The following is a 434-nucleotide window of genomic DNA, read 5'->3' on the forward strand; positions in this document are numbered from 1 at the left end:
GTTGATCGTCGTGTCGCAATGCGGCGTTACCGTCGGGCAATGCAGGAGATTCCGCTGCCGGCGCAGCCGCGTCATCAGGTGTGGCTGATCCTCAACCACGCCGCCTCCGCGGCGGTCCTGGGCCTGTGCGCCGCGCTCCCGGCCACCGGTGTCACCTTCCTGCTCGCCGTCGGCGCGAGCTGCCTCACCAGCGGTGGCTGCGACACCCGGACCATCCTCGACACCTTGGTACCCATTGTCGCCGTCGTGGTCTGGACATTCACCACACTGCTCGCCGGCACCCGCCAGATCCAGAGCCTTCTCTCGACCGATCGCCACACACGCACTCCGACGCCCACCACACCGAGGGGAATCTACCGATGACCACTGCAGCATCCGACGAAGACCGCGGCCTCTACCGCAAATACACCGTCACACCTGAAGGGGATGTGCTC

Annotated in this window: 1 protein-coding gene; it reads left to right on the top strand. The window is 66.1% G+C overall.

What is annotated here, in order from left to right:
* Positions 1–363: hypothetical protein (locus tag IMZ11_RS44250; protein ID WP_228649751.1), on the top strand; the 363-nt coding region annotated here is incomplete at its 5' end.
* Between the last annotated feature and the right edge of the window lie 71 nt (positions 364–434).

This window comes from Microtetraspora sp. AC03309 (genome assembly GCF_020826795.1).
Taxonomy (GTDB): Bacteria; Actinomycetota; Actinomycetes; order Streptosporangiales; family Streptosporangiaceae; genus Microtetraspora; species Microtetraspora glauca.